At 63.4% G+C, this 24,355-nt stretch carries 23 protein-coding genes; 14 read left to right on the top strand and 9 right to left on the bottom strand.

Annotation, left to right across the window (positions count from 1 at the left end; all coding sequences use genetic code 11):
- Nucleotides 1–36 precede the first annotated feature (36 nt).
- From ligA to NGM68_RS17730, 4 genes are all read left to right on the top strand, one after another.
- A complete protein-coding gene (gene ligA, locus NGM68_RS17745; protein ID WP_252699549.1) occupies nucleotides 37–1,776 on the top strand; it encodes an ATP-dependent DNA ligase LigA in 1,740 nt (579 codons plus the stop codon).
- An 89-nt stretch (nucleotides 1,777–1,865) separates the two neighbouring features.
- Nucleotides 1,866–2,702 (top strand): inositol monophosphatase family protein, encoded by an 837-nt coding sequence (locus tag NGM68_RS17740; RefSeq protein ID WP_252699548.1) that lies wholly within the window; start codon nucleotides 1,866–1,868, stop codon nucleotides 2,700–2,702.
- Nucleotides 2,703–2,759: 57 nt separating this feature from the next.
- Nucleotides 2,760–3,209 (top strand): Lrp/AsnC family transcriptional regulator, encoded by a 450-nt coding sequence (locus NGM68_RS17735; protein WP_252699547.1) that lies wholly within the window; start codon nucleotides 2,760–2,762, stop codon nucleotides 3,207–3,209.
- Between the two features lie 253 nt (nucleotides 3,210–3,462).
- Nucleotides 3,463–4,578 (top strand): DUF63 family protein, encoded by a 1,116-nt coding sequence (locus NGM68_RS17730; RefSeq protein WP_252699546.1) that lies wholly within the window; start codon nucleotides 3,463–3,465, stop codon nucleotides 4,576–4,578.
- 48 nt (nucleotides 4,579–4,626) lie between these two features.
- Here NGM68_RS17730 and NGM68_RS17725 read toward each other — a convergent pair whose 3' ends face one another.
- Nucleotides 4,627–5,415, bottom strand: a complete 789-nt coding sequence (locus NGM68_RS17725) for a TrmB family transcriptional regulator (RefSeq protein WP_252699545.1) — start codon at nucleotides 5,413–5,415, stop codon at nucleotides 4,627–4,629.
- Between the two features lie 175 nt (nucleotides 5,416–5,590).
- On the opposite strand from NGM68_RS17725, the gene NGM68_RS17720 reads away from it, so the two are divergent.
- Nucleotides 5,591–6,499, top strand: coding sequence for an NOP5/NOP56 family protein (locus NGM68_RS17720; RefSeq protein WP_252699544.1), 909 nt, complete (start codon nucleotides 5,591–5,593; stop codon nucleotides 6,497–6,499).
- Nucleotides 6,492–7,136, top strand: coding sequence for a fibrillarin-like rRNA/tRNA 2'-O-methyltransferase (locus NGM68_RS17715; RefSeq protein ID WP_252699543.1), 645 nt, complete (start codon nucleotides 6,492–6,494; stop codon nucleotides 7,134–7,136). The genes NGM68_RS17720 and NGM68_RS17715 overlap by 8 nt, the downstream gene beginning before the upstream one ends.
- Before the next feature lie 15 nt (nucleotides 7,137–7,151).
- Here NGM68_RS17715 and NGM68_RS17710 read toward each other — a convergent pair whose 3' ends face one another.
- Nucleotides 7,152–8,942, bottom strand: a complete 1,791-nt coding sequence (locus NGM68_RS17710) for an NAD(+)/NADH kinase (protein ID WP_252699542.1) — start codon at nucleotides 8,940–8,942, stop codon at nucleotides 7,152–7,154.
- Between the two features lie 106 nt (nucleotides 8,943–9,048).
- Between NGM68_RS17710 and NGM68_RS17705 the strand changes: the two genes are divergently transcribed.
- The 4 genes from NGM68_RS17705 to NGM68_RS17690 all read left to right on the top strand — a co-directional run bounded on the left by NGM68_RS17705 (nucleotide 9,049) and on the right by NGM68_RS17690 (nucleotide 12,944).
- On the top strand, nucleotides 9,049–10,128 hold the full coding sequence (locus tag NGM68_RS17705; RefSeq protein WP_252699541.1) for a glutamate--cysteine ligase: 1,080 nt from the start codon (nucleotides 9,049–9,051) through the stop codon (nucleotides 10,126–10,128).
- A gap of 129 nt (nucleotides 10,129–10,257) precedes the next feature.
- Nucleotides 10,258–10,983 (top strand): helix-turn-helix domain-containing protein, encoded by a 726-nt coding sequence (locus tag NGM68_RS17700; protein WP_252699540.1) that lies wholly within the window; start codon nucleotides 10,258–10,260, stop codon nucleotides 10,981–10,983.
- 222 nt (nucleotides 10,984–11,205) lie between these two features.
- On the top strand, nucleotides 11,206–12,378 hold the full coding sequence (locus NGM68_RS17695) for an inorganic phosphate transporter (RefSeq protein WP_252699539.1): 1,173 nt from the start codon (nucleotides 11,206–11,208) through the stop codon (nucleotides 12,376–12,378).
- Nucleotides 12,379–12,515: 137 nt separating this feature from the next.
- Nucleotides 12,516–12,944, top strand: coding sequence for a universal stress protein (locus tag NGM68_RS17690; RefSeq protein WP_252699538.1), 429 nt, complete (start codon nucleotides 12,516–12,518; stop codon nucleotides 12,942–12,944).
- A gap of 59 nt (nucleotides 12,945–13,003) precedes the next feature.
- Here the strand turns inward: NGM68_RS17690 and NGM68_RS17685 are convergent, their stop codons facing one another.
- Nucleotides 13,004–13,630, bottom strand: a complete 627-nt coding sequence (locus NGM68_RS17685) for a hypothetical protein (RefSeq protein ID WP_252699537.1) — start codon at nucleotides 13,628–13,630, stop codon at nucleotides 13,004–13,006.
- A gap of 301 nt (nucleotides 13,631–13,931) precedes the next feature.
- On the opposite strand from NGM68_RS17685, the gene NGM68_RS17680 reads away from it, so the two are divergent.
- Both NGM68_RS17680 and NGM68_RS17675 read left to right on the top strand, forming a co-directional pair.
- A complete protein-coding gene (locus tag NGM68_RS17680) occupies nucleotides 13,932–15,437 on the top strand; it encodes a DUF790 family protein (protein ID WP_252699536.1) in 1,506 nt (501 codons plus the stop codon).
- Nucleotides 15,438–15,498: 61 nt separating this feature from the next.
- Entirely contained in the window at nucleotides 15,499–16,710 is a 1,212-nt protein-coding gene (locus tag NGM68_RS17675) for a DUF7351 domain-containing protein (RefSeq protein ID WP_252699535.1), read from the top strand.
- Between the two features lie 25 nt (nucleotides 16,711–16,735).
- Here NGM68_RS17675 and NGM68_RS17670 read toward each other — a convergent pair whose 3' ends face one another.
- The 3 genes from NGM68_RS17670 to NGM68_RS17660 form a co-directional block, all read right to left on the bottom strand.
- On the bottom strand, nucleotides 16,736–17,503 hold the full coding sequence (locus NGM68_RS17670) for an archaeal proteasome endopeptidase complex subunit alpha (RefSeq protein WP_252699534.1): 768 nt from the start codon (nucleotides 17,501–17,503) through the stop codon (nucleotides 16,736–16,738).
- Nucleotides 17,500–18,285 (bottom strand): Ntn hydrolase family protein, encoded by a 786-nt coding sequence (locus NGM68_RS17665; protein ID WP_252699533.1) that lies wholly within the window; start codon nucleotides 18,283–18,285, stop codon nucleotides 17,500–17,502. Before NGM68_RS17665 ends, NGM68_RS17670 begins: the two co-directional genes overlap by 4 nt.
- Before the next feature lie 164 nt (nucleotides 18,286–18,449).
- A complete protein-coding gene (locus tag NGM68_RS17660; protein WP_252699532.1) occupies nucleotides 18,450–19,595 on the bottom strand; it encodes an aminopeptidase P family protein in 1,146 nt (381 codons plus the stop codon).
- 308 nt (nucleotides 19,596–19,903) lie between these two features.
- Between NGM68_RS17660 and NGM68_RS17655 the strand changes: the two genes are divergently transcribed.
- Nucleotides 19,904–21,496 (top strand): alpha,alpha-trehalose-phosphate synthase (UDP-forming), encoded by a 1,593-nt coding sequence (locus tag NGM68_RS17655; protein WP_252699531.1) that lies wholly within the window; start codon nucleotides 19,904–19,906, stop codon nucleotides 21,494–21,496.
- A 5-nt stretch (nucleotides 21,497–21,501) separates the two neighbouring features.
- On the top strand, nucleotides 21,502–22,374 hold the full coding sequence (otsB, locus tag NGM68_RS17650) for a trehalose-phosphatase (RefSeq protein ID WP_252699530.1): 873 nt from the start codon (nucleotides 21,502–21,504) through the stop codon (nucleotides 22,372–22,374).
- 8 nt (nucleotides 22,375–22,382) lie between these two features.
- Here otsB and NGM68_RS17645 read toward each other — a convergent pair whose 3' ends face one another.
- The 3 genes from NGM68_RS17645 to NGM68_RS17635 all read right to left on the bottom strand — a co-directional run bounded on the left by NGM68_RS17645 (nucleotide 22,383) and on the right by NGM68_RS17635 (nucleotide 24,345).
- Entirely contained in the window at nucleotides 22,383–23,120 is a 738-nt protein-coding gene (locus NGM68_RS17645; protein ID WP_252699529.1) for a zinc metalloprotease, read from the bottom strand.
- A gap of 64 nt (nucleotides 23,121–23,184) precedes the next feature.
- Nucleotides 23,185–23,505, bottom strand: coding sequence for a hypothetical protein (locus NGM68_RS17640; RefSeq protein ID WP_252699528.1), 321 nt, complete (start codon nucleotides 23,503–23,505; stop codon nucleotides 23,185–23,187).
- A 177-nt stretch (nucleotides 23,506–23,682) separates the two neighbouring features.
- Nucleotides 23,683–24,345 carry a helix-turn-helix domain-containing protein gene (locus tag NGM68_RS17635; RefSeq protein WP_252699527.1) on the bottom strand — a complete coding sequence of 221 codons (663 nt, stop codon included), beginning with the start codon at nucleotides 24,343–24,345 and terminating at the stop codon, nucleotides 23,683–23,685.
- Nucleotides 24,346–24,355: the final 10 nt, after the last annotated feature.

The raw sequence follows: 24,355 nt of genomic DNA, 5'->3' as shown, positions 1-24,355 counted from the left end.
ACCGTTTAAGCGCTCCCCGTCGTCTACTCCCACAGGATGGAGTTCGCCACGTTCGCCGACCGCGCCGCCACCATCGAAGCCGAGTCCGCTGACCTCGAGATCGTCGATCAGGTCAGGGCACTCCTCGAGGACGCCGACGGGCAACGCGATGACGGCACGCCGGATCTCGAGGTCGTCGCCCGCTTCGTGCAAGGACGCGTCTTCCCGGCGTGGGACGCACGAAAGATCGACATCGGGCCTCGAACGTGTTACGAGGCGATCGCTCGCGCAGCGGGCCCGAACGTGACGGTCGCCGACATCGAAGCCGGCGTCGCCGAGGTGGGTGACATCGGGGAAGTCGCGGCGAGTTACGAGTTCGGCGGCCAGCAAGGGCTGGCGGCGTTCGGTGCCGGTGCCGGCGGCGGTCGTGGTTCCGACGGCAGTGGCGGCGGTTCCGACCTCACCCTCGAGTCCGTGTACGACACGCTCGAGGCCGTCGCCGAAACCGAGGGAAGCGGGAGTCACGACACGAAAGTCGACCTGCTCTTTTCGCTGTTCAACCGGTGTGAGCCGCTCGAGGCCCGGTATCTCGCGCGTCTCGTCCTCGCCGAGATGCGCATCGGCGTCGGCGAGGGAACCGTCCGGGACGCCATCGCCGAGGCGTTCGACGTGCCGGTCGAACACGTCGAGCGCGCCCTGCAGGTGACGAACGACTACGGGCACGTGGCTGCCGTCGCTCGCTCCGATGGCATCGACGGGCTCGCAAGCCTCTCCCTCGAGGTCGGCCGGCCGATCCAGGCGATGCTGGCCCAGGCAGGGAGCGTCACGGACGCCCTCGAGGGCTGGGACGAGGCGGCGGTCGAGTGGAAGTACGACGGAGCGCGCGTGCAGTTGCACCACGTTCCCGGCGAGACGACGCGCGTGTTCTCCCGCAACATGGAGGACGTGACCGACGCGCTCCCGGAGGTCGTGGAGTTCGCCGAGGACGCCCTCGAGGTGCCGACGATTCTCGACGGTGAGGTCGTCGCGGTCGACGACGAGGGCGCACCCATGGCCTTCCAGGAGGTACTTCGCCGGTTCCGCCGCAAACACGACGTCGCCAAAACCCGGGAGGACGTCACCGTCCGACCGATCTTTTTCGACTGCCTTCACGCCGACGGCGTGGATCTGCTCGCCATCCCACTCGTCGATCGTCGCAGACGGCTCGAGGACGTTCTCGGAGCCGATTCGGGTGTCGACGGCCTCGCACGGTGGAAGCTGGCAGACGACCCCAGGGCGATCGAATCGATAGATGCGGCAGCGCTCGAGGCCGGCCACGAGGGGATCATGCTCAAGGATCCGACGTCGACGTACTCCCCCGGGCGACGGGGCAAACACTGGCTGAAACGCAAACCCGACGTCGAGACGTTCGATTGCGTCGTCACCGGGGCCGAGTGGGGCGAGGGACGCCGGGCGACGTTTCTCGGCACGTTCGTCCTCTCCGTTCGGGTCGACAGCGGGGGCGGTGAATCGAGTCACACGCGATTCGAACCCATCGGAAAGGTCGCCACGGGGATCACGGACGAGACGCTAGCCGATCTGACGGAACTGCTCGAGCCACATATCCGCGCCGAGGAGGGGAAATCGGTCGACCTCGAGCCGGCTGTCGTCTTCGAAGTCGGCTACGAGGAGATCCAAACGTCGCCGACGTACGCCTCCGGGTTCGCCCTCCGATTCCCCCGGTTTATCGGGGTCAGAGACGACAAGGAGCCCGCGGACGCCGACTCGCTCGAGCGCGTCGAACGGCTGCGGTCGTAAACTTCTCTCGGGAGTCGAGCCGAGGAGAATTCGCCTCGAGCGGCCGTAAATCGGCACCCCTTTCCCCGTCGGCCAGTCCACAGTAGATAATGAGCGAGAGCAACGGAGGCGTCGACGACACGGCAAGGGCACGTGATCGGGCAACGGTCGCCGCTCAAGCGGCCGAGGCCGGAGCGGCGGTCGCCCACGAGTCGTTCCGACGGAACATCCCGGTAGAGGTGAAGGGTGGCAAGACGGACGTCGTAACCCAGGCCGATCGTGACGCACAGCGAGCGGTTATCGACGTGATTCACGAGACGTACCCGGACGATCCGATCGTCGGGGAGGAGGACGACGAGCGAAAGACCGTTCCTCCGGAGGGGCCCGCCTGGATCATCGATCCGATCGACGGGACGAACAACTACGTCCGCGAACTCCGCGTCTTCGCAACGGCGGTCGCCGCCGTCATCGACGGCGAACCGGTCGGCTCGGCGGTCGTCTTGCCGGCGCTCGGGGACACGTACCTGGCCGGGCCGGACGGCGTCACCCGAAACGGTGACTCGATCACGGTAAGCGATCGAGACGATCCCCAGACCTGCACCGTGTGTCCGACGATCTGGTGGGATTTCGACGAACGGGAGCAGTACGCCGCGGCTACTCGAGAGATCGTCCAGCGTTTCGGCGACATGCGCCGGTTCGGCTGCGCCCAGGCCGTCCTCTCGATGGTCGCCGCGGGCGGCCTCGACGGCGTGATAACTAACGTCCAGGCGAACCCGTGGGATTCGGTCGCCGGGGTTCACCTGATCCGCGAAGCCGGCGGGACTGTTACGGACATCGACGGCAACCCGTGGCGCTACGATTCGACTGGCCTGGTCGCATCCAACGGCGTCGTCCACGACGAGGTGCTGGCGGCGACGCAGGCGATCGACGCTGGTAACGGACAGTAACGACGGAACGCGTTCGACGACAGAAGTATTTTTAAGAGCCATACCCCCAACGAGAGTATGGAACTCGATGACACAGACCGGGCTATTCTCCGCCAGTTACAGCAAAATGCACGCACGCCGTTCAGCGAAATCGCGCGCCAGATCGATATGTCGAGTGCGACCGTTCACGATCGAGTCAACCGGATGGAGGAAGCCGGTGTCATCGAGGGATATCACACTCAGGTCAACCCGAAAGCGATCGGGTTGGGCATCTCCGCGATCGTCGGCCTCCGGGTCGAACAGGGGCGCGAACAGGACACCCTCGAGCGCCTGACCGATATCGAAGGCGTCCAGGAGGTACACCTGACGACCGGCGAGTGGGACGTCATGATGCGCGTGTACGCCTCCGACGCGGATGCGCTTCGTGAACTGATGTTCGATCGTATCGCCCAGATGGACGGCTTTTCGCGTTCGCAGACGATGGTTATTCTCGGGACGACCTACGATAGTCAGGAATTACCGATGTAGGTGAGACGGGTGGCGATTCTGCTGTAGTAACCTCTGAAACGATTCATACATCGATCGCAGACACGGCTTGCAATCGAGCGTACAGTGACTTTCAGTGGCTACTATAGTTGTTCAGTGAACAGCGTCTCGAGCTCCAACTACCGATCGAATGCATTGCCCGAGGAAGATCACCCGCTCACCCTGAACGAGTATCGACTCACCCGAGTAACGAAAAACCGGAAACGGTAAGCGATAACCACGCAGGACTAGAGGTATGGAAGAGTACGTCGACCGCTATGGCGCAGGACGAATCTGGCTGGCGGTCGTGGGTTCGCTCGTCGCGGTGATCACGCTGGCGGCGGTGGTGTTCCCACAGCGAGTCGCCGTCGAGATCCTCTGGCACTACTACTGGGGGCCGGTCGTCGCCGACGCCCAGAACTACAGCTGTATCGCCTGGGACGGCGGTGCACAGGTTGCGTGTGGCCCCGACACAACCGGCCCCGAAGCCAGTCCGGGCTACACCTGGCAGTCTTACGCCGGGTACGTCCCCACGCTGGTGATCATGCTGATCGGGATCATCGTCCTGTTACAGCGCCTCGAGATCGATCGCTACCGTGCGGGCTTCTACGGCCTGTTTCCGTTCATGCTGTTCGGCGGCGCGCTTCGAACCGTCGAGGACGCGAACGTTCGGTCGCTCGTCGAGTCCGGCGAGATGGCGATCGAACTGCCGTGGGTAGCGTTTCTGATCAGTCCGTTCATCTACGTGACCGTCTTCCTTATCGCTCTCATCGCGGTCGTCGTGTCGGTCTGGCTGGATCGTAACGACTACGTCTCCGGCTACGAGTATCCGCTGTTCGGCATCGGAACGGCCGCACTCACCGTCACGCTCGCGTACCTGGTTTATTTCACCGCGACTCACGAGACGGCGAACTTCTACCCGATGGTGTCGGTCATCACACTCGTCGGCGCGACCGTGGTCACGGCCATCACCTACGAGGCGATTCGGCGGTTCGCTCCACACCTCAATCGTGGAACCGGCTTCATGGGTGCCGTCATCATTTGGGCCCACAGCGTCGACGGCATCGCGAACGTCCTCGGCCTCGACTGGGCGGGCCTGTTCGGGCTGAGCTACGAGCCCAAACACCCGGTCAACGAGTGGATCGTCAACACGACCGGCACGGTCTTGCCCCAGTCGGTCGTGGAGGTCACCGGCGCGGCGTGGCCGTTCCTCCTCGTCAAAGTCGCCGCCGCAGTGTTCATCATCTGGGTGTTCGACGAGGAAATTTTCGAGGAGAGTCCCCGCTACGCCATCCTGTTGCTCATCACCGTGGTCGCCGTCGGTCTCGGCCCCGGGACGCGAGATATGCTCAGGGCGACGTTCGGTATCTGAACTGACGACTCGAACGATCGCATTTCGATCCCGGCGCGAACTGAACAATCACAGTCCGGGCCCCGCTCGTCGCCAGTACTCGTCGAAGCGTGCGGCGAGATCGGTGGCGACGGCCTCGTCACGGAAGTTGACGACGGCGAGTCGGTTTGTCGCCTGGAACGGGTCGAGAACTTCGACACAGGCCTCACGGCCGTCGATGACGACGACGCGACGGGCAGGATCGCGTTCGATCCGTCGAAAGCGAACACCCGCATCGTACAGACGAGCGACGTCGTTCGATCTGTCGTCGATCGTCCCACCCAGAATCCGGACGGTAATGCCCGCGTGTGCACACTCCTCGAGCTGTCCGATGTACGAGTCTCTGTACGCAGGCTCGAAGGGGACATCGGTGAGTCCGATCCGAATCGTATCGGTTGCCCGGACGAACTGCTCGAGGACGAGTTCGCGTGCGGCGTCGTCGTGGAGCGCGCTGGCTGCGAACTGATCGGTCTGGTCCCGGTCGGTGAGTTCGGTGAGCACCTGTCGGGCGGTCGCAGCCGTCCGTTCGTACTCGCTGTGTTTGGCTTCGAGTTCGCTCTGTCGGCGCTCGAGCAATCGGTCGATGGCGACTGACGGATCGACGTGGGTGTACGTTCGTGGTCGACCATCGTCCGCTCGCACGAGACTTCGCTCGACGAGTGTGTTGAGGACGTCGTAAATTCGACCTAGCGGGACGTCGGCCGTCGACGCGACGTCGTCAGCCGTCATGACACCGTTTTCGACGAGTGTCGCGTACGCGCGCGCTTCGTAACTCGAGAGCCCGAGCGTGGTGAGCTCGTCGACGTGATCGGCATCCATGGGTGTCGGTGCGGGGTTTGTGAGCGAATGACTTATTGATATCGTTTAGCAATTGAGTAATAAAATTGTCTCTGCAGAGTGTATAACTTAGGTCGATACGGAGGGGATGCCGACGCTCGACACCGCTGCCAGCCGTGAGAAAAGAGTTAATCGCTCGCGTCCAAAAGAGACAGCTATGAGTGACGATGGGTGGTTCGTCGACGCCGACGAGGCAGACCGACACGATCGAATCCGTGCTGGATCAACGTTGGCCCCCACCGACTGGCCGGCACGGGCCGTCGAGTCCGGGTTCGCCGCCGACGAAGACGCCTACTACGACGCCCTCTACGACGCCACGATGGCGGCCACCCGGGCTGCGGTCACGGCTCGCGAGCAAGCCGACGATCAACAGCTCGTCCACGCGATCCGCGCCCTGGATGACTGTCAGCGAACGGCGAACGAACTCGCCGAACGACTCGCCGAGTGGGGTGGCACGGTCGACCCCGAGGCGGAAACCGGAGTTGACTACGCCCGCACGCTCGTCGAGCGCGAACGTGGACGTGAGCGTGAGCGTGGACGTGAACGGGAAGACACCACCACCACCACCGACGCCGATCTCGAGCCGGACGATCCCCTCGAGCCTGTCATCTCACTGGCCCGGCGGGTCGATGACCTCGCCGCCGAAGCCGACCGCCTCGAGGCGTACGTGAAGCGTCGCGCGTCGGTCGTCGCACCGAACCTCTCGGCGCTGGCCGGCCCGGTGCTCGCGGCGAGATTGCTCTCGCTGGCGGGTGGACTCGAATCGCTTGCGAAGAAACCCTCGGGTACCGTCCAGGTGCTCGGCGCAGAGGAAGCGCTGTTCGCCCACCTTCGAGGCCACGCGAGTTCGCCGAAGCACGGGATTATCTTCACCCACGAGGCCGTTCGTGGGACGCGACTGGACGATCGGGGGTCGGCCGCCCGCGCCCTGGCAGGCAAGCTGTCGATAGCGGCTCGGATCGACCACTATTCAGGTGAATACCGTCCGGAACTCGAGGCCGAACTCGCCGATCGGATCGAGACGATACAGGCTCGAGCGGACGACGGAGGATCGGACGATGCGTGAGAAACCGACGCTGCCGACCGGCGTCGAACGCCGCGACGTCGACGGTCAGTCACGGCTCGTCACCCGCGGTGACCCGGTGTACGGCGAGCCGACAGATGGGGAGTGGCGCGTCTGGGATCCGAACCGGTCGAAACTCGGCGCGATGTTCGATCTCGGAGTGGACACCGGCCTCGAGGGCGGCGAAACCGTCCTCTATCTGGGCGCGGCGAGCGGGACGACCGTCAGTCACGTCGCGGACTTCGCTGGGCCGACCTATGCTATCGAGTTCGCGCCACGACCGACGCGGGACTTGCTCGCGGCAGCCGAAAGTCGACCACGGTTGTTCCCGCTGTTGAAAGACGCCAGAAAGCCGGAAACGTACGCACACGTCGTCGAAGCGAACGTGGACGTGATCGTCCAGGACGTCGCGACCCGGGGACAGGCCGACGTCGCGCTCGCAAACCGACAGTTCCTCGCGGACGACGGACGGCTCGTCCTCGCGATCAAAGCCCGCAGCGAGGACGTGACTGCGGCGCCGGATGCAGTCTTTTCGAACGTTCGAGAGCAGCTCGAGGAAGGGTACGAGGTACTCGAGGCGCGTCGACTGGACGAGTATCATACCGACCACCTGGGAATCATCGCCCGGCCTCGAGACTGACTCCTTCCGGTGACACTACCCGTCCTGGCGGCTGGCGGAATTGACGACGCCCGAATCGAGGTGGGACAGGAGCGACGGGTGGAGCGGACCGTTCGAGCCGAGCAGTTCCTTTCGAGTATCCGTCTCGAGGTCGAACGCGAACGGGGCCCCCCGCGCGTCGGTCACTCGGGAACCGGCCGCGCGGGCGATGACGAGACCGGCGGCGACGTCCCACGGGTAGGTGTCGTACTCCCAGACGGCGTCGGCGCTCCCGCTCGCGAGATAGCAGAGGTTCAGCGCTGCCGAGCCGAGTCGCCGGACACCACGCGTCTGCTGGTAAAAGTTCGCGAGAAACGATCCGTCGGGGTCGTACCCCGAGAGGAGCATGCTCTCGTCGAGGCGCTCGCGGCTTGTCGTCCGCAAGGGGTTACCGTTTTGCCAGGCCTCGCCACCGTCGACCGCGGCGAACAGTTCGTCGGTCTCGGGAACGTACACGACGCCGATGACCGGCGTATCGTCGATCGCGAGCGCGATCGAAATCGCGTAGTTCGGATTGCCGTGGGCGAAGTTGCCGGTACCATCGAGCGGATCGATCACCCAGGTGTACGGCCCCGATCGCTCGCGGTGGCCGCTTTCCTCCGAGAAAATGCCGTGATCTGGAAACTCCGTCGCGATGGTGGTCGTGATGATGCGATCGGCCTGCCGATCGGCCTCGGTCACGATGTCGGTCTTATCCGTTTTGTAAGTGACCGACTCCACCCGACCGTGAAGCTCCCGTAACGGCTCGCCCGCGCTCTGGGCAGCCTCGATCGCGACCTCGAGCGCCCGTCTGATCGGGTGTTCCGGCGGGAACGACTCCTCGTCGAGGAGGTGAGCGACGTCGGCACTGGTTGAAAGCGATCCAGCGTCCCGACCGCGCCGAGCGAACCGCGTCCGGCGGACGCGATCAGCGTCGGGTCGGAGCGGACGACCATCTTCGGATCGAACGTCCCAGCCGAGTTTTTTCGTTATCGCCGTGAAGAAGTGGTCGTCGTAGCTCGTTCGTACGATGTGTGCGGGGGTTTCGGCCCCCGTGATCAGGATTTCGTCGTCCTCGGCGACGGTCGTGTACATACGGCCACCGTCGACCTGTAAGATTGCTGGGCCGACGGGGTAGACCCGAATCTCGGTCGACGGTGCCATGACGACCGGGCGAACGCCGATCTGGTGGGTGTGGAGGGGCACGAGCTGGATCGACTGGTTGTTGACCGGGTAATGGATCGGTCCGTTGGCCGAGAGGGAGATCCCGGTGGATCCCGTCGGCGTCGATACTGCAAGTCCCGTCCCCTCGAACTCCCCGACGTACTCGTCGTTCGCAAACACGTCCAGACGGGTAACCTTCCGATCGATGGGGCTCTGCGGTGGGACGTGTTGTACCATGACCTCGTTGAGCCCCGTCGCCTCGAGCCCGTCGGTCTTGACGGCCACCTGCTGGCGGTTGTCGACGGTCGCCCGACCGCTCAGCGTCTCCTCGAGGGCGGCATCGAGATCCTCCGGTTCGACGCGTGCCAGAAACGAGAGGGTGCCCGTGTTTACCCCCAGTACGGGAATCCCACGCGGAGCGAACGTTTTGACGCCTTCGAAGAACGTTCCGTCACCGCCGATGGTTACCCCGAGCGTTGCCGTGTCCTCGTCGTAGACTCGATCGATGTCCGTACCGACGTCGACCGCCTCGAGACCGATGTCGCGGTCGGCGGCGATCGACTCGAGTGTATCGAGTACCCCCTGACTCTCCGGGCTGACGACGGCGATCAGTGCCTCCGTCGTCGCCAATCTCCGGCCGTGCATGGTTCCTGCCCTGTCTTGTCCCCCCTCGTATAAAGTCACCGCGACCATTCGGAGGTCGCTGCCGACTCCAAACGGTATTTAGCATCGGGGATGCAAGTCCCGGCCGATGGAACGCGGGTCGTCGGAATCGTTCACGCGAATGGGGTCGCTGGGAATCGAGGAGGAATACTTCGTCGTCGACGAGCGCGGCCGTCCCACGAGCGGAACGGATACGCTGGTGTACGATCACGAGCCGCCTGCGATACTCGAGGATCGGCTGGATCACGAACTGTTCAAGTGCGTCATCGAGACGCAAACGCCGTTGATCGAGCGGCCCTCGAACGCCGAATCGTCGCTGCTGGAGGTCAGGCGGGCGTTGATCGACCACGCAGCGGCCCACGGCTATCAGGTCGCAGCGGCCGGCTTACACCCGCTCGCACGCTGGCGCGAACTCGAGCACGCCGAAAAGTCGCGATACCGGTCACAGCTCGACCGGATCCAGTACACCCAGCATCGAAATACGACCGCAGGCGTCCACGTCCACGTGGGTGTCGACGACGCCGACAAGGCGGTCTGGATCGCGAACGAACTACGCTGGTTCGTCCCGATCATGCTCGCGCTTTCGGCGAACTCGCCGTACTGGGACGGGTTCGACACCGGTCTTCACTCCGCTCGAGCCAAGATTTTCGAGGGACTCCCGAACACGGGAATGCCGACCTATTTCGAGGATTTTGAAGCGTTCGACGCGTTCGAACGCCGGATGCTCGAGACCGACTCGATCCGCGACCGTGGCGAACTCTGGTACGACGTCCGCCCGCACACCGGCCACGGAACGGTCGAGGTTCGAACACCGGACGGACAGGCCGATCCGGACGTCGTGATGGCGTTCGTCGAGTACACCCACACGCTCGTGACGACGCTCGCCGAGGAATACGAGGATGGTGGCCGTACACACCACCACCGTCGGGAACTCCTCGACGAAAACAAGTGGCGGGCGATCCGCCACGGCCACGACGCCAGCTTCATCGACCGCGACCTCGAGGGAACGGTCACCCTCGGCGAGGTCGTCGATCGGGAGTGTGAACGTCTCGATATCGACGGCATCCGTCAGGTGTACGAGCGCGAGAGCGGTGCTGAACGCCAGCGCCGAATCAGGGAGGAGGACGGAGCGGATGCGCTGTGTGAGTCGTTACTGCTCGAGTGTTGATCGGCCTAATCCGCTTCTCGACCGGATGGAATCTCAGCGCTGAATGAACCGTTTCCGTGGGTACTCGCCGCGACGACGACCCACAAAGGTTTAACACCGTTGCAGACTTTGTCCTACACGAGAGGACACATGGTTTCTGATGATTCTAACGAGCACGAGCACCGGGTAACCGACGACGACCCGGATCTCGAGGCGGGAAACACGGACGAATCGGGCGGGACAGCCGGCGTGGACGAATCACTGGAGGAGGAAGAACGGTCGGGTGACGTCGAGACGACGGGGGAACTCGAACGGACGGATGAGCAGACACGAATGGCGGCAACCGCCGACGAAGTCGATCAGCGGATCGTCGACCTCCTGTCGTGGATTCTCGACACCGAGACGCGGGCGAAGATCTACGTGCACTTATTAGCCAATCCTGGCAGCACGTCCGAAGAGGTCGCACAGGGGACGGGCCTCTATCCGAGTACGGTTCGCGAAGCCCTGGCGGAACTCCACGAGGAGGATCGGGTGATTCGGCAGAAGCGTGCCAGCGAAGGGGCTGGAAACAACCCATACGAGTACACGGCGATTCAACCGAGCGAGCTCGTTGGCGGCGTCGTCGACCAGGTACAGCGCGAACTCAACACGATCTTCACGCTCGATCGACTCTTCGATCGCGAGGACACGGACGAGTTCGACGATGACGTCGAACCCGTGACGATCGTCGTCAACGACGAGGGGGATATCGAACTCGAGGACGACACCGACGACGATGTGACAGCTGCAGATGATGTAGACGTGACGGCAGCGGACGACGTATCTGGCGTCGATGCCGACGATCCGGACGACGACCACTCACCGCCGCGACACTGATCGAGTCCGTCGGTTGAACCGATCGAGCAGGCCCTACGGAACGCGCTCGTGTCCTCCGACCATTTTAATGACGTGTCCACCCGAAACGGTTTGCCATCGATTCGAAGCCGTACTCACCGCCTCGAAGAATTACACCCACTTTGACAAATTATCTCGAAATCCTGCACACGGGACGGATGGTCTCATAATCTATTTCTGTCCGTTCACGTAATCTATAATGCAATGATCTCGACCGTACTGGCGATCGGCATCGTCGCCTCTCTTTTCGTCGGTTTCAACATCGGTGGTTCGTCGACCGGGATCGCGTGGGGGCCTGCGGTTGGGGCAGGGCTGATTCGAAAGACGACCGCCGCCGCCGTGATGACGTTTTTCGTCTTTCTCGGCGGGGCGACCGTCGGTCAGAACGTCATGGACACGCTGTCGGGGGACATCATTACGATCGAAATCTCCCTGGCTGCGGGGGTCGCCGTCCTCTTTTTCATCGGCCTCGGCATCCTGATTGCAAACGTCTTCGGCGTGCCCGTTCCGACCTCGATGACGACGGTTGGGGCGATCGCTGGGCTGGGACTGGCGACGGGAACGCTCAACTACGAGACGATCGCCTGGATCATCTCGTGGTGGGTCGTTACCCCGATCATCGGGTTCTGGATCGGCGCGACCATCGGACGGTACATCTACCCGGAACTCAATCGTCGATACCAGATTAAGAAGTCGGATGGGGCGCTGTTGGCTCTCGATCGAACGACAACGCTCCCGAAACCAGTTCTCGGCCCGAACACGACGTATCGTGAACTTGTGAGTACGATGATCGTCATGGCCGTCGGCTGCTACATGGCGTTCAGCGCCGGGGCCAGCAACGTCCCCAATGCCGTCGCACCACTCGTCAGCAGCAACGCGCTCGAGCCGACACCGGCCATTCTCCTCGCGACGGTCGCGATCGGTCTCGGCGGATTTACCATCGCTCGCCGGACGATGGAATCAGTCGGCGGCGAACTCAGCGACATCCCGCTGCTCGCCGCCCTCATCGTAATGGTTACGGCGGCGTCGATCACGACGACACTCTCGTGGATGGGCATCCCGATCAGCCTCGTGATGGCGTCGGTGATGACGATCGTCGGTCTCGGCTGGGGGCGAGCTACCCGACCCATCACGGCTCGGGAAGCGATTGCCGGCGACACGAGCGATACCGAAATCGCGATGGGGGCGCTCACGGCAGAAGAGTCCGGAGAGAAAGCGCCGGCGATCGGGGAGGAGGAGACCGAAGACGTGCTCGACGCGAGCGACCTGTTCAACCCACGAGCCGTCATGAAATACGTCTCGATGTGGATCATCGGGCCGTCGATGTCCACCCTCCTTGCGTACGGGTTCTTCACGGTGCTTCCCGGCGTCGCGTAAACGAATCAGGACGCACGAACTGATTCCAGTGGGGGTCGCTGACGTGCTCAGGGCTTCACTCGCGGGCAAGTGACGTCGCCGTTCCGCCCGTTCGCGACCAGACCTGTCCTTATGGTCACAGATGTCGAATGTCACCCATGCTCTCGAAGATCCTCGTCCCGATGGACGACTCGAGGCCCGCCGAACACGCTCTCGTTTACGCGCTCGAGAACCATCCCGACGCCGCAGTAACGGTGTTGAACGTCGTCGGCGTGCCATCCATGATGATGGGCGACGCGGTTGGCCTCGCCCTCGAAGAGGACATCGAGAAGGCGGCTGCCGAGCGGGCCGAATCCGTCTTCGAGCGCGCACGCAACGTCGCAGCTAACCGTGATCGTGAGATCGAGACGGCCGTCGCAATCGGGCACCCGGCCCGTGCGATCGTCGACCGGGCGGACGACTACGAGACGATCGTAATCGGCAGCCACGGGAAACACAGCGAAGGCGTCACTCGACGGATCCTCGTGGGAAACGTCGCCGAGACAGTAGTCAAGCGGGCCCCGATACCGGTGACGGTCGTCAGGTGAACGATCCATATCAGCACCACACCACTGAAAGGACGCAAAATCGTGCTGAAAGGAGGTGGCTACTCGGACTCGTCGTCGTCAGTCTCGCCGTCGTCGGTCTCGCCGTCGTCGGTCTCGCCGCCACGTCCTTCGTTCTCCTGATTGCTCTCGACTGACTCCTCGATCAAGGCCTCGACCTGATCCTCTCGGGGTCGGCGGTCGACGCGTTCTTCGACCGATTCGACCTGTGACTGCACCTCCTGAACCTGTTTCGTCACCGATTCTTCGACGGTTTCGCTGACCGTCTGTTCGACCTTCGGACCAACCTCTTTCTCGACGGTTTCGCTGACCGTCTGTTCGACCTTCGGGCCAACCTCTTTCTCGACGGTTTCGCTGACCGTCTGTTCGACCTTCGGGCTAACTTCCTTCTCGACGGTTTCGCTGACCGTCTGTTCGACCCGTGGGCCGACCTCCTTCTCGACCGTCTCCTCGACGGTCTCGCCGACAGTTTCCTCGACGACTCGAGTCATCCACTCGGGGTCGAACCGCGCCATCTTCCAGACGACGTGGATGACATAGGATGCGAAGACCCCGACCCCGAACGCGATACCAATGTTCGTGTCGAGCCTCGCGATCAACACGACCGAGAGAATAATCAACGCCCCGTAGGCGAGGTCGACGATCGCATCGATGTGAGTCGGCCTCATAGCGAGATCCACCTCACACGGGAGTCGGAGACAACGGTTCGGTCTACTGGCGACCGCGAGCGGCCCCGCAGGTTGAGAACTGGCGTTCGGACGCGACGACTCACTCGGCGTGACATGCTACCAAAATGGACGTCACGCGCAAGTGAAACGTTTTGGGTTTGGTGTTGGCCATGTGTGGGTTTCCGGCTGGGGACGTGCCTCCCAGATTCTACGTCGTCCCTGGGAACGAATCTCAGCACCAGACCCGAATCGGCCCCTCGAGCGGACGACTTTTGCCGTCAGCACCCCGAGAACCGATCGGATGCTGCGCAAGGAACTGCTTCGCGTCTCGAGGGCCGGCGGCGGCTACCATCCCCAGTTCGCTCGCCGGGAGCACCGGCCGCTCGCCGCCCGCGTTATCGGGACGTTTCAGGGGCACGCCGGCGAGACACGCGAAACGCTCGAGGATGCGCTCGCTGACCTCGAGGCCGACGCTCCCGACTTCAAACTGGTTCGTGGTTTCGCCACGTTGCTCGAGCGAGAGGCAGCCTTCGAAACGGACGCTCCAGTCGATCCCGAACGGCTTCGACCGCGGGTGTTCGAGGCGGCCGAAACCGTCGGCGTCGTGACCGAGACCGAGCGAGAGCGAGCGCTCGAGCAGGCTGCCGATCGGTTCGACCTGTCCGTCCCAACGCTCGAGGGGGCGCTGTACGCCGATCTCGAGGAGCGGCAGGTACTCCGCGAGATAGACGTCCCGTGGACGCCGGACGAACTCCTGGCACGCTACAACCTCTCGCTGGCACAGACCGCGCTGTTCGACGCTACCGAGGTTCGAATCCGATCGGGCGATCCGAAGACGCTCGTGTCGGCGGTCAAACGACTCCGGTTGATGTACGAGATCGAGCGAACAGATGAGGGACGGGTAGTCGTCGTCACCGGTCCGACGACCCTCTTTCGGGCGACAAGACGCTACGGGACGGGATTCGCTCGCCTCCTTCGGACGCTCGTGAACGCGAGGGAGTGGTCGCTCGAGGCGACGATCGACGACCGGGGAACGGAGCGAACGCTCTCGCTGTCGGACGACGATCCGATTCGCGTCCCGGACGCCGAGCCGATAGCCGAGGTCTCTTTCGACAGCGACGTCGAAGCCGACTTCGCCGCCCGGTTCGGGGGACTCGACCTCGAGTGGGAACTGCGCCGGGAACCCGAGCCACTCGCGACGGGAACGCGGGTGATGATTCCCGATTTCGCCTTCGACTATCGCCACGCCGACTTTCGGGTGTACTTCGAAATTATGGGCTTCTGGACGCCCGAATACGTCGAGAAGAAGCTCGCTCAACTCGCGGAACTCGAGGACGTAGACATGCTTGTCGCCGTCGACGAATCGCTCGGTGCCGGGGAAGCGATCGAAGCCCGCGACCACCGGGCGATTCCGTACCGGGGAACGGTGCGCATCAAGGACGTCGCCGATGTCCTCCGGGAGTACGAGGCCGACCTGGTTGAAGCGAGCGTCTCGACCCTCCCAGCTGAACTGGTTCCGGAGGCGGACGTGATCACGCTCGCCGACGTCGCCGGAAGCCACGGCGTCAGCGAAGACGCCATCGAATCGGTTCACTTTCCCGTACACGAACGCGTTGGACGTACCCTCGTCAGGCCCGCGGTGCTCGAGCGCCTCGCGGACGAACTTGAGGCCGGCTGTTCGCTGTCGGCGGCCGAGTCCGTCCTCGAGAACGTCGGCATCGAAGAATCGAGTGCAGCACTTTCGCGCCTGGGCTATCGCGTCGAGTGGGAAGGACTCGGCGGTGGAGTTTTGCGGGAACGGTCGTGAGGAGGTTTTCTCGGCGCCGTGGGGGCACAATACTCATGTGGCAGGCTGGAGTAGCTCGCGTGTGACCCAGTCCGACGCGGACGGCGACGGCCAGTTCGCTACGTCAGCCACTGGTGAACGATCGCGGGCGGGTACCAATCGCGACAGGAGCACGAGTGGCGACTCGAGCGACGAGCGCACCGGTGGCGACTCGAGCGACGTTTCCCTCGAGCGGACGGAGATCATTGACTCCTCGAGCGCATTCCAGGCCGTCGGACACGAGATCCGAGCGGAAATCCTCGAGAACCAGTTGCACGCGCTCGAGGACGACGGCCTCTCGAGGCAGACGTTCGCCGACCTCTTCGCGGCCAGCTCGGCCGACACCTCGGCCGGGTTCGCTTACCATCTCGAGAAACTCGTTGGCCCGTTTCTCCGGAAGGTCGACGCTACCGACGATTCGGACGGCGATGATGACGGCCGCCGAGAACCGGGCTACGAGTTTACCTACGCCGGACTGAAAATCGCCCGGGCAATCCAGACGGGGGCGTACACCAGGCGAATCGACAGTCCGCCGATCGAACTCGACGACCCGTGCCCGTTCTGTACCCGTGATCGATCATCTGCGTCCACATCTTCATCCGTATCTGCCGAATCGGGATCCGCATTCGAACCCGAAGACGAACGAGAACACGAACACGAACTACCGACGCTCGAGGCACAGACCGTGGACAACGTCGTGACGATCACCTGCCCAGACTGTGACCGGCAGGTTCTCCGACTGCAGTTTCCACCGTCCGGGCTCGAGAGCCACGGCGACGACCTTCCCGCAGCCTTCGACCGACATCATCGATATCGGCTCGCGACGATGAGTGACGGCGTCTGTCCGGAGTGTGGCGGCGACGTCGCGAGTCGGGTATCGACTCTCTCGACGGAATCGGGAGCCGGTTCAACTGGGGGCGAGACCGCGGGCGAGCACAGCCAGACGCCGCCACAGGTGGTTCACACCTGCAATCAGTGCCAACACGAACTCCGATGCCCCGTCACGCTCTCCATCCTCGAGCATCCGAGCGTCATCTCGTTTTACCACGATCACGGGATCGACATCCGCAACCGGCCCCTGTGGAACGTCGGGCCCGAGTGGGCCGAAACGGTTCTCTCGAAGGAGCCGATCTGCGTTCGCGTCGTAACCGAACGAGCAGGTGACGTGCTGGCGCTGTACGTCGACGGCACCAGTCAGGTCGTCGAAACCCAGCGAAGCGCTTCCGACGAATCGGGAGCGATCGACCGGGACTGATCACACGTACGCAGGGTCGATCGATTCAGGCGAGGTACCCAGCGAGGCGTTCGCTCGAGAGGTGTTCTGGCCGTTCACCGTCAGTTCGGAGTAGTGAACATTCGGCCGTATCCACGGTAATCGCCTCGTCGCTGGCGGCCTCGAGCGCGTCGAACGCGACACCGATCACGTCGTCGATTGACAGCGGCAGTTCGTCTTCACCTGTCGACGTCGATTCCGGGAGGGACGACTCGAGAATCTCCCGACATCCCGTCGAGCCGTCGCCGATGGCGACCCCGTGCCAGCCGTATCGGGTCCCGCTCGGGTCGACTTCGTACAATCGAGGCGTCGGCCCCTCGGACGAGATGGTCGGTGGCGCTGCGTCTATCCCGCCGACGAGGAGCGCCGCACCGTACGGTCTCGATCCACCGGCGTGGGTGTGTTCCTGTACGTGTCGGGCGACCGCGTCCGCGAGCGCCTCGAATGGGATTGGTTCGTCGTAGCTGAGCCGATGGCGCTGACTCGCGAGGCGAGCCTCATCGACGAGTCGGTGTGCGTCGGCGGCGTGGCCCGCCGACGCGATAGCGAGGTGGTCGTCGACGGCGTGAATCTTGTCGATGGAATCGGCCTCGAGCAGTGGCGATCGAATCCGTTTCCGGGCGGCCAGAACGATGCCGTCGTCCGTGCGGATGCCGACGCTCGGCGCACCGCGTTCGACCGCCTGCCTGGCGTACTCGACCTGGTACAGTCGCCCGTCGGGCGAGAAGATGGTGTGGCCGCGGTCGTAGGCCTGCTGCCTGGCGTTTCCGTTCATCGCTTACCCTCCGATTCAGAGCGGTGGTTCGCGGGGCCGCTATCGTGCGAACACGTCTCGAGCGCCGATTCGATCGAGTCGTATCCCGACTCCTCGAGGGATATCTCGTCGCCACCCTGAATCGTCACGACGGTCATCCCGTCGCCGCTCGCGGTGTCCCGTTCGGTCGCGGCGGCGACGGCACTGGCGACGATCGAGCGCGTTTCGGCCATCGAGAGGTCGTCGCGGAAGGCATCCTCGAGTGCCCCATAGGCGACCTGCATCCCGCTGCCAGCGGCGGCGAACGGCGAGTCGAGGATCGAGCCACCACGGCCGACGCTGTACACCGCTGGCTGGTCGTCCATCCCGACGAGGACGAGCTCGAGCATCGGGAAGCGACCGCTCCGGAGGAGCGATCCCGCCATCGACGACAGCGTCGAGGTGGATGGGGAGCGATTGTGACGGTGTTCGTACAGACGTGATTCGGCCCGAAGCTGTCTGAGGAGTGCCTGTGCCGAACTGACGCTGCCGGTGAAGCCGACCGCGGCACGTTCCCCGATTCGTTCGACTTTCCGGGCGTCCTGATTGGTGACGAATCGGCCGCCGAGACTGGCACGCGTGTCACCGGCGAGAACGACACTTTCGTCGCCTGCCACGCCGACGATCGTCGTTCCGGTCGAGACGACGGGTTCCGGGTTGTCGGTGCGATGCTGATCTATGGTCGTGGGGGTTCCTCGAGCGAATTCCGTTCCGAACTCGAGCCCACTCTCGATTGGACGTTGTTCCTGTCGATTGGGGTGCATCGACTCAACACAGGCTCCATCGGCGGATAAGTGAAAGCTAAAATATATTTTAGCGGGGAAATGAAGCAATCCTCGTGTCGCTTCAGCGGCGTCGTTTCGTCACGCACTGCCGAGTAACGACCCCGCCACGGCCGACCGGCGGGGTACATCGTCTTCGCCCCCTATCAGGCCTCCCAGCGCATCGGCGACGAGTTCAACCGTTCAGAGCCGTCCTCGGTCACGAGCACGAGATCCTCGAGGCGAACTCCGTACTCACCCTCGAGGTAGATCCCCGGTTCGACGCTGAAAACCATGCCAGGTTCCAGGATCTGGTCGTTCCCCTCGACGATGTACGGTGGTTCGTGCACCTCGAGGCCGACACCGTGGCCGGTTCGGTGAACGAACTCGTCCCCGTAGCCGGCGTCCTCGATGACGTCCCGGGCGACGGCGTCGACCGATTCGGCCGTCACCTCGGGTTCGACGTGGTCGACTGCGGCCCGCTGGGCGCGACGTACCGTCTCGTGTATCTCCTCGTAACCCGCTGGCGGTTCGCCATCGAAGACGATCGTTCGCGTCTGGTCGCCCGGGTACGGCGCTGCACCGGACTCGAGGCCGCCGTCGACGTACGCACCGAAATCGAGCACGACCGGATCACCCGCTTCGATGACCGTCTCGTCCGGTCGGTGGTGGGGACGAGCGCCGTTTGGCCCCGCAGCCACGATCGTGTCGAACGCCGGGCCCGCCCCGCCCTCGCGCTCGAGGAGGCGATTGATCTCTTCCGCGAGTTCACGTTCGGTCAGGTCGACGACCTCATCGCTACGGTCTCGAAGAGTCATCGAGACGCGATCGGCGAGAGAGCCAGCGGTGCGGAGGGTATCGCGCTCGAAGGCGTCTTTTCGGAGCCTGAGCGGGCCAAGGACGCTGCTCGCGAGGCCGTACTCCGCATCGGGACGGACGGCTCGTACGTCCTGGGAGAACGTCGTCCACATGCGGTCGTCGAGCAGGATGTTGAGGGGATCGGGGTTGGACAGGGTCTGTTCGACGTCTTCGAGAACCGTCTGAAGCATCGCGACGGGCTCGTCGCCGTCGTCCCAGAGGCGGACGCGGTCGATCGGCGCTTCCTCGAGTTCGGCCCGATACATCGCGGGCGCGAGTATCGTGGCCGCGCCCGTCCGCGGGATGACGTACAGGAAGTGACGTTCCGACGGTGACTCCGTCAGTCCGGCGAGGTAGGTGAGATTCGGGCCGGGAGCGATCACGGCGACGTCAGCCCCGTAATCGGCGAGGCGTCCCTGGCACCGATTCACGCGATCGGCGAATGGTGTATCCATGCCAGATGGTTTCGGAGAACCCTAATGAACGTTACCCGAAACCGCGGAAAAAGTGTATGTCGGGAGATAATATGGATGATTTTCCCCGCAAACGGGAGGCTATATCAATGCCTTGAGTGCGCAGGCCGCGTACGAACACGTCGGTGTGGTGATGTCTGGATTAGATGCGTACTACGGACTGGTCAGCGACAGCGCAGCATCGACAGCGGGACGCGGATTTCACGGGCACAGATCGCACAAACCGGCGGGCGAGCCAACGGGACTCATCACGACAGGGAACAGGTGATAACCGATTACATCGAAGTGTAATGACCGATGGCGGAACCTCACTCGACGTTCCCGAGTCGGTGATCGTCGTCTCGAACCGTCAGCCGTATCGTCACGAGTGGGCGGACGACGTCGATCGAAGCGATGGCGGCGAGCCGGTCGCTGACGACGCTCCCGTCGCGCCGAACGACGACCGGATCTCCGTCGACGAACCGACCGGCGGACTTACCGCCGGCCTCGACCCGGTCATGCAGACTGCCGGCGGAACGTGGATCGCCTGGGGTGACGGCAGCGCCGACCGAGCCGTCGTCGACGAAGACGATCGCGTGTCCGTTCCACCGGACGGCGAGCAGCAGTACACCCTTCGTCGCGTGTGGCTCTCGAGTGCCGCCGAAGAGGGGTATTACCTGGGCTACAGCAATCGCGTGCTCTGGCCGCTCTGTCACGAGCTGTCTGATCGGGTCGAGTTCAGACCGGCCGATCTCGAGTGGTATCAGCGCGTCAACCGTCAGTTCGCGGATGCGATCCTCGAAGAAGCGAACGAGGACTCGGTGATCTGGCTCCAAGACTACCACCTCGGGCTCGTTGCAGGGATGATTCGATCGAGCCTTCCAGCGGGTTCGACGATCGCTCACTTCTGGCACATTCCCTGGCCCAGTCCGTCGGAATTTGCGGACTGTCCGAACGGACGGGAACTGCTCATCGGCTTGCTCGGGACGGACGTCCTCGGCTTTCACGTCGAACGCTACGGCACGAAATTCCTGGCCTGTGTCGAGGAGTTTGTCCCGGACGCCTCGGTCGACCACCGTGCGCGCACCGTCAGCTTCGAGGGCTCGAGAACCCAGATTACGGCCACGCCGATGGGTGTCGACGTCAGCAGTCTCGAACGGCGGGCACAGGCGGGTGATGTCGGAGGTGAGAGCGAAGGAGAAGACGACCGATGGGCGTCGTTCCGCGAGCGGTACGACATCCCGAGTGGCTGCAAGATCGGGTTCGGTATCGAGCGACTCGATTACACGAAGGGGATCCCGGAACGGTTGGCAGCCCTCGAGCGACTGTTCGAGGCGTATCCCTCGTGGCAGGAATCCTTTACGTTCGTCCAGAAGGCGACGCCGAGTCGGACGAGCATCCCGGCGTATCAGTGCCTCGGCGAGGAGGTACGATCCGCGGTCGAGCGCATCAACGACCGGTTCGCCACCGACGGGTGGCAGCCAATCGTGTACACCGAGGACTATCTGGATCACGACACGCTCGCGACGTGCTATCGTGAGGCGGATCTCCAGATCGTCAGTTCGCTTCAGGACGGGATGAACCTCGTCGCTCAGGAGTACGTCGCCGCCTCAGTCAACGATCGCGGGGCACTCGTGTTGAGTTCGGAGACCGGGGCCGCAGACGTCCTCGGCTATCCGTCGTTCACGTTCGACCCCACGGACACCGAGGAGTTCGCCAAAACGATCGTCGACGCGTTATCGACGCCGGAAAGCGAGCAGCGCACCCGCATGGCTGCCCTCCGCGCGTACGTGACGAACCACGACCTCGAGTGGTGGATGGACGAGCAGTTATCTCACATCACGGCCAGCCATCGTGGGAACTCGAGCGTCAAGCAACCGAACGGGCCGTTTCGATCCGCCTGAACACCATGGTACGTCAGCAATTCTCGTTTGCCGAGCGACCGGTAGTCTCGAGCGATCTCCAACGTTCGAAACGGCGGCGGGCATCGACCCAGCGTATACCCCGCGACCTCCGATCGCAAATTCGGGCGGGTCTCAATCAGCACGACGAACTGTTGGCCTGTTTCGACTTCGACGGCACCCTCGCGCCAATCGTCGACGACCCGGTTGCAGCGAGTCCGCTCCCAGCCGCCAGACGTGGGGTTGCATCCCTCGCGTCGATCGACGGCGTAACGACGGCCATCGTCAGCGGGCGCGCCCTCTCGGACGTCGCCGACCGAATCGACGGGGCGGACGCCTACGCCGGCAATCACGGGCTCGAACTCGAGCGTGACGGCTCGCTGGCAATCCACCCTATCGCGCAGCGGCGGGCCTCGCTCGTCACGCGATGTTGCCGTGCGCTCGAGTCTCGGCTAGCCCCCATATTGGGGTGTACGGTCGAGAACAAACGCTTGACGGGCACCGTCCACGTTCGACACGTTGCCGATTGGAAACGCCCAGCTATCAGACACGAGGTCGAAACCGTCGTCGACCGGATCGGCGGTGATGCCCTCGTCATCTCGGAAGGGAAGTCGATCTTCGAAATCGGCCCGAACATCTCCTGGACGAAAGGGGATGCGGTGTCGTTGCTCGAGTCGACCCAGGCGGTTGACCCGTTCGTCCTCTATCTGGGTGACGATACGACCGACGAAACGGTATTTCGTCGCCTCGACTCGAGTGGCTGTGGCGTCCGCGTTGGCGCGTCGGCCGAAACGGACGCGTCGTTCCGGCTTGAATCTCCCCAGGCTGTGTGTCGGTTACTGCAGTGGCTGGTCGACGTGGCCACGGATCGGCTCGAGTGAGCTGCAGGTCAGGGACGAACGCCGCCGCTGTACTCGGCGAGACGCTCTCGGGCACACGAGGAAAACTGATAGGTGAGGAGTCGAGGCGACACAGGCTGGGTTTCGTACGAATCGCCGCACAGCGATTCCGTCGTCTCGAAGGATGAATCCCAGGCGTAGGCGCTCACCATCGGTGTCGCGACGGTTCCCTCGTCGGTTTGATACACCGTTCCGTGGCCGTGTCGCAACCCAAGCGTGTGCCCGATCTCGTGAATCAACACCTGGATCGACAGTGACGGGAGCGAGTACGCGTCGGGATCCGGCGTTTCGGACGGTGGGTCGAGTTGGTCGATGTAACGGGCCCCTCCGACTGAGGCCACGTGGGGAATCGCGATCCCAGTCGGTGCCTGCCGCATCTGACCGTCCGTGACGAGCACGTTAGCGTCGACCGCCGACTCGAGCGACCCGGGGCCCATCGCACCCATCGCAACTTGCGCCGGCCAACGGCCTCGCCGTACCGGTCTGACTCCATCTTCTGACTCGACCGGAATCGTCCCACCGTAGGTGATCGTCACCGTCCAGAAGTCGAGCCCCAGCGCGAGCTCGAGATACTCGGTGACGCGGTCGACGACGGTGTCGTACTGTGCTGCCCCCTCGCTCATCCAGAACCCTACCTCGAGTTCGGTGACGGGGTCGCGAGTAGCGTACCTGATCCCACCGAGTGTCCCGACCGAACCGACACCAGCGATGAACGCCCGTCGCTTCACATCCCCACCGTTAGGACGGTGGTCTCGAGAGGGAATGCCTTCATATACACACCCATTTAGTCGTTTACCGTCCTGAAACGGGTGAAGCCGCCGTCCTGGAAGTAGTCCGTCTTCGGGTATCGATGGCCCGCGTCTTTGGGGTGTGTGTCTGTAGCCGTCCGGTGTGGACGCGAATTTCGATCCAGTCGGGCAGTTCTGCGACGGTGATTGGCGTCAATAACAACAGTTGATCCCCGACGCCCACCAGTCGCCTCCCGTCGTCGTGACGGAGACACGCCCGCCAGGTGCGTCGCCGGAGTTTCACCAGTACCTCCCAGCTGGTGTAAAAGCGACCGTTCGATCCCGCGTACACCGTTCCAAACCCACCCGAATCGAGTTCGCTCATTCGCGTCTACCATGGATCTGTACCGCCCGAACATCCACGCTCGGGTGAATATAGTGCTCATTTAAACGTCACCCGGGGGTGAGAGTCCGGCTGGGAGACCAGTCTCTGTGAGTGACGGTGGCGGTCACTCACTCCATGCTCTTCGAAGTGCAGTGGTACGCTCGTGCCACCGCCGCCCTACCCGAGATATTGGCCCGCAATCGCCCCCAGTAGCTTCCGTTCGGCCTGTCGACGGTGTTCGTCTGCCGTGCGCCGATCGATTCCGACGACCGAGGCGACTGACTCCATCGACGTCCCTCGAGGTACCTCGTAGTAACCCAGTTCGTAGGCAGTCGAAAACACCTGGCGCTGGCGACGCGAGAGGGTTGGAAACGGTTCGCGAATTCCGTCGGGCGTTCGGTCGCGGTCGAACCGTGCGAGCGAGAGATCACGTTTCGACTCGACGATTACCTCGAAATCATCGAGCAGCGCGTGGTAGAATCGGGTAAGCTGTTCGCTCTCGAGGGCGAGAACCCGGATGGAACGGTTGCCGTCGTGGTACCGAATCGGCGGCAACAGCAGACAGCCAGTCTCGTCCAGATCGGCGTCGACGGCGGACGTATCGTGGGCTTTCACGCAGCTTCCGGTGACGACGACGGCCGTCTCGCCGTCGACGATGGCGTCTTCGACCCCGGCGAACGAATCGATTCGCTCGAGCGCGGCTTCGAGGCGATCCGGTGCGCATTCGACGAGCAACAGGTCGCTGTGATCGTTACACCACAGCGAGATGTATGCCTCGAACTCGTCGGTGATGGCGTCGTACGATGTCGACCCCGAAAGTCGAAACGTCGCTTCGTGCACGGCCAGCTAA

The sequence above is a fragment of the Natronosalvus vescus genome, assembly GCF_023973145.1.
Taxonomy (GTDB): Archaea; Halobacteriota; Halobacteria; order Halobacteriales; family Natrialbaceae; genus Natronosalvus; species Natronosalvus vescus.
The sequence above is the reverse complement of the archived record's forward strand: the minus strand, read 5'-3'. Positions and strand labels throughout refer to the sequence as shown.